We start from the raw sequence: 3489 nt of genomic DNA, 5'->3' as shown, positions 1-3489 counted from the left end.
CGCTTGATTGTTTAGGCACTTGGCTCATGCCCTGGTTGTACAGGTGCATAGCTTCCTGGGAGGCACTTAGCTTGGACGGGGTGAAGTCCAGAGTTAGCTCATAATCAGTCAGCACACAGATGTTGGTACATGATGACATGGTGAGCTTGCCTGACAGAAAGACAGGTTTGCCCATATCCTCGACATGGAGTGTCATTGGAAACACGATGTGCTCTTTGTAACCGAGCGTTTCGACACCGAGAAACTCGTAGCGTTTTGGCATCGGCCAATGCCAGTCTACGTTTTCGAGGTTGTTGGACAGATTCCAGTCAATGCTGGGTGCCACTCCGCCTTCGCCGGGGCTCCGCCAATAGGTTTTCCAGCCGGTGTCGAGCCTGACTTCAAGCAAGGCCTCGACTGTGTTTGTCTGTGGGTCACTTTGTCCCGTTAGCATGTACCTGACTTCTACGGGCGGGTGCTGTGGGTTCGAAAGCCAGCCGGTATTATATTCGATTGCCTGTGCCGAAAGGGGCAGTAGTGATGCTATTAGCGTGGCAAGCATTGCTATAGACGCTAGTAGAGAAGAAAGCTGTTTTTTCAATGTATGTACTCCAAATAAACCTGATATCCAATTTGTAGCGATGAATGCCGACGGGAGATCAGCGTTATTCTCGGAATACACATAGGGTAAGGTGCCGTCGTTGGGAGGGCGTTATAGGCTCGGTCAGCAGCGGAACGCGAAATGGATTACCGATACACATTGTTATCAGCAGCAATAGCATTCCGATGCTGATCAGGGCATGATCCAGCGACTGCTGGTGAAGCTGGAGCAGGTGGTCGGTTAAATCACACTTCTTTTCTACGGCGTGGGAGGATGTCTCCAGATCATGGTGCGAGTCCAGGCTTGTCTGGGCATAAAGCGGACATGTGGAAATCATCCCGGTGTTTTGTCCGGAACAGACAAAGACAACCAGTAATACTAACCATAATGACCACTTAGCACTTTGGTGACGACTTACGTTGCGACCCATATAGATCCTCTACGCTGCAATGAAGCTATGACCGTACAAGTTAGCCATAGTTTCGATTCAGGCACATTTTCTTTGTTTTACTGCCTGACTGCAAGTTGGGGGCAGAAATCCATAGTGCAGTGTGTAGGGACTGAATTGATAGTTGCGGTCGCTAGGTAGGTATACGCAGCGACGATAACCAAACCGTTGCTGCGTATGAGTTTGCGGGTACTCACTTAATGCTGTTGAGCATAAAGTTGATGACTGGGTCGCTGTTACCAGCCTGTGTCAGTGCCTTGGGGAGGTAATCCGGCCTATGTAATATTTCCCGGGTGATTAGCTCGTCCAGCAGAGGCTTGAATTCAAATCCTGTTTTGCCAACAAATAATGAGGTCAAGTTTCCCTGCCGGTAATAGACCAGTGCATCTCTGAGCCCTTTCAGGTAGAGGTAATCTTTGGTAAACCCTCCTCCCCGATAGGCTCTTGCCGTGATAGTAAATGCATCATCCGGACTTAAGCCGTGCTCTGTCACCAGACTGTTGTATGTTTCATTAAAGCTCTCGCCTCGTACCATTTTATCAACGGCTATCACCCGTAATGCGAGTGTCTTGAGTCGGTGCAACGGGAAGTTGCCCGACAGGTGCTCGCACAAGATAGCCAGTCCCTCCTGCGTATGGGTATTACCCGGCAGCCCGAGTTTGAGTACCTTCAGCGGTTGCTTATCGGCATTGACGCTGGTTACCATATGTACACCGAGCTCATGGTGGATCAGTGCATTGAGATCGGTTGGTGAGAACTGGCAGCTCATGTTGACCTTGATGTTTCGCCCGCTCACCATAGCCCGTGCAATTAACTGCTTTGAACCGACAATTTTGCACGAGATTCCATACTCGTCCGCTGCTGTTTTGAACATACCAATCGCGTCAGACGCGCTGATGCTAGGAGTCTCTTGCGCCTGATACTCCCTGGCATGGAGAATAAAGTTCGCATTGGCAATATCCTGCTGATCTGGCTGGCCGTAATATTTCAGTGAGTTATACAAGAACTCCTCGTGGCCGATGCTGGTCAGCAGATCTATCCTGACCGCCAGCTGGTCAATAACCCGGCGATACATCTTTTGGATATCGGCATCGCGGATCTCATCAACCGGTAGCCGATATAATTGCTCCCTGAACTTATAGGGATCAATATCAAGTTGCCGATAGGTAAACCCTGGCAGGTAGTCATGCGGCCGATGAAGAAACCGTCGCTTTTCCTGTTTAAGGTTAGTCGGGTTGATATAGCTCAGCGTATTGATGCCCCGGGCCAATGAAAACAGTTGCCTGTCAAGTTTGATCACCTCGCGTGGCAGCCGCGATGATAATATATGGCTGCCTGTCAGGCGCTTCACTTTGGTACGACGCTGTATGGTTGCAGCCGCATGCTCGGTGATCACCGTCTTCATGGCTTCTTTGAGCTTCTCAATAACCAGCGGGAAAGCGTCGCCGCTCATTTCATTCATGAATACTTTCTTGACCTCGATGGGCAAGATCAGTGTGTTGGCAAAATTCTCCTTGATAAAAGCTGCCTGGTAGCCTTGGCCTTTGAATACTGAATTCACTTCGGCATTCACTTCAAGGTTTGGTAGCTCGACATCATTAAGAAGCCTAAGTAGGCGGTTGATCTCCTTATGCCACTTACGCTTGTTAAGCTGGCTGGTGCCAAGGTTAAACACCGGTGTCGCTTGTTCGATACGCTGATAATTGTATGAATGAATGTCATACAACAGGCACAGGTCAAACTGGCTTTCAAGCGTATCTACCAAGCATCCCAATATGCGGTAATAGCACTGGTGCTTGCTGATAGACAAGGCACGCTCATCTTCACTTATACCTTCAGACCAGACTGATTTTCCCCAGGCCGTTTTATAGATGCAGCTCTCTATCGGGCGATTTAGATCATACTCGTAGCGGGAATCTTCCCCCTGCAGGACAATCGGCAAAGAGGTGATAAAGTCGCCGGTATACGGGTCTTCTTCATAGTACCGCTCAGTCTCGCTTAGGTTACACTTACCGGCAAGGTCACCGCGAAGGCGGTGACCGTGATGAATAGCTGTCGCAATATAAGGCTGATACTCACTGATCCTGATGATCAGGCTACCGTCGCTAAGCCTTGCTTCGAACGGAATACGCTGCCGGATCTTTTCCAGCACTTCAGCTTCAGTAAGTTGCAGCATCAGCAATCACCTGGCGGTATTCATTTTTTCTGGCAATGCTGACTTCTTTGGCGGCGACCACGCTTTCGACAAAGTCGATGATCTCGCGCTGAAGCTTGGTCCGGTTAAGTCGGTTGATACGGGTGATCCCGCCCGGGCTGAGTACATTCACCTCGACCAACTTGCCCTTGATGACATCAAGACCGACAAAATACAGTCCGTCACGCACCAGTTTGGGGCCGATATGCTTACAAAGCCTTAGTTCCTGTTTAGTCAGTGTGTGCTTGACCTCTTTGCCACCAGCAT

3 protein-coding genes and 1 pseudogene are annotated in these 3489 nt (G+C 49.7%); all 4 read right to left on the bottom strand.

Going from position 1 to position 3489, the window contains the following annotated elements:
• Nucleotides 1-541, bottom strand: a 541-nt coding sequence (locus MHN01_RS20715) for a protein-disulfide reductase DsbD domain-containing protein (protein ID WP_255725394.1), incomplete at its 3' end; no start/stop codon positions are given.
• A 103-nt stretch (nt 542-644) separates the two neighbouring features.
• The gene (locus tag MHN01_RS20710) at nt 645-1010 is read right to left on the bottom strand and encodes a hypothetical protein (protein ID WP_239413159.1); all 366 of its coding nucleotides are present in this window, start codon (nt 1008-1010) and stop codon (nt 645-647) included.
• A 211-nt stretch (nt 1011-1221) separates the two neighbouring features.
• Nucleotides 1222-3204, bottom strand: a complete 1983-nt coding sequence (locus MHN01_RS20705) for a flavohemoglobin expression-modulating QEGLA motif protein (RefSeq protein ID WP_239413158.1) — start codon at nt 3202-3204, stop codon at nt 1222-1224.
• Nucleotides 3188-3489: pseudogene (locus MHN01_RS20700) on the bottom strand (glutathione synthetase); the annotation flags it as partial. The pseudogene MHN01_RS20700 and the gene MHN01_RS20705, both read right to left, overlap by 17 nt.

It is taken from the genome of Photobacterium sp. OFAV2-7 (genome assembly GCF_022347985.1).
GTDB lineage: Bacteria > Pseudomonadota > Gammaproteobacteria > Enterobacterales > Vibrionaceae > Photobacterium.
Note: the sequence above shows the minus strand (reverse complement) of the source record. Positions and strands in the feature narration are given on the sequence as shown.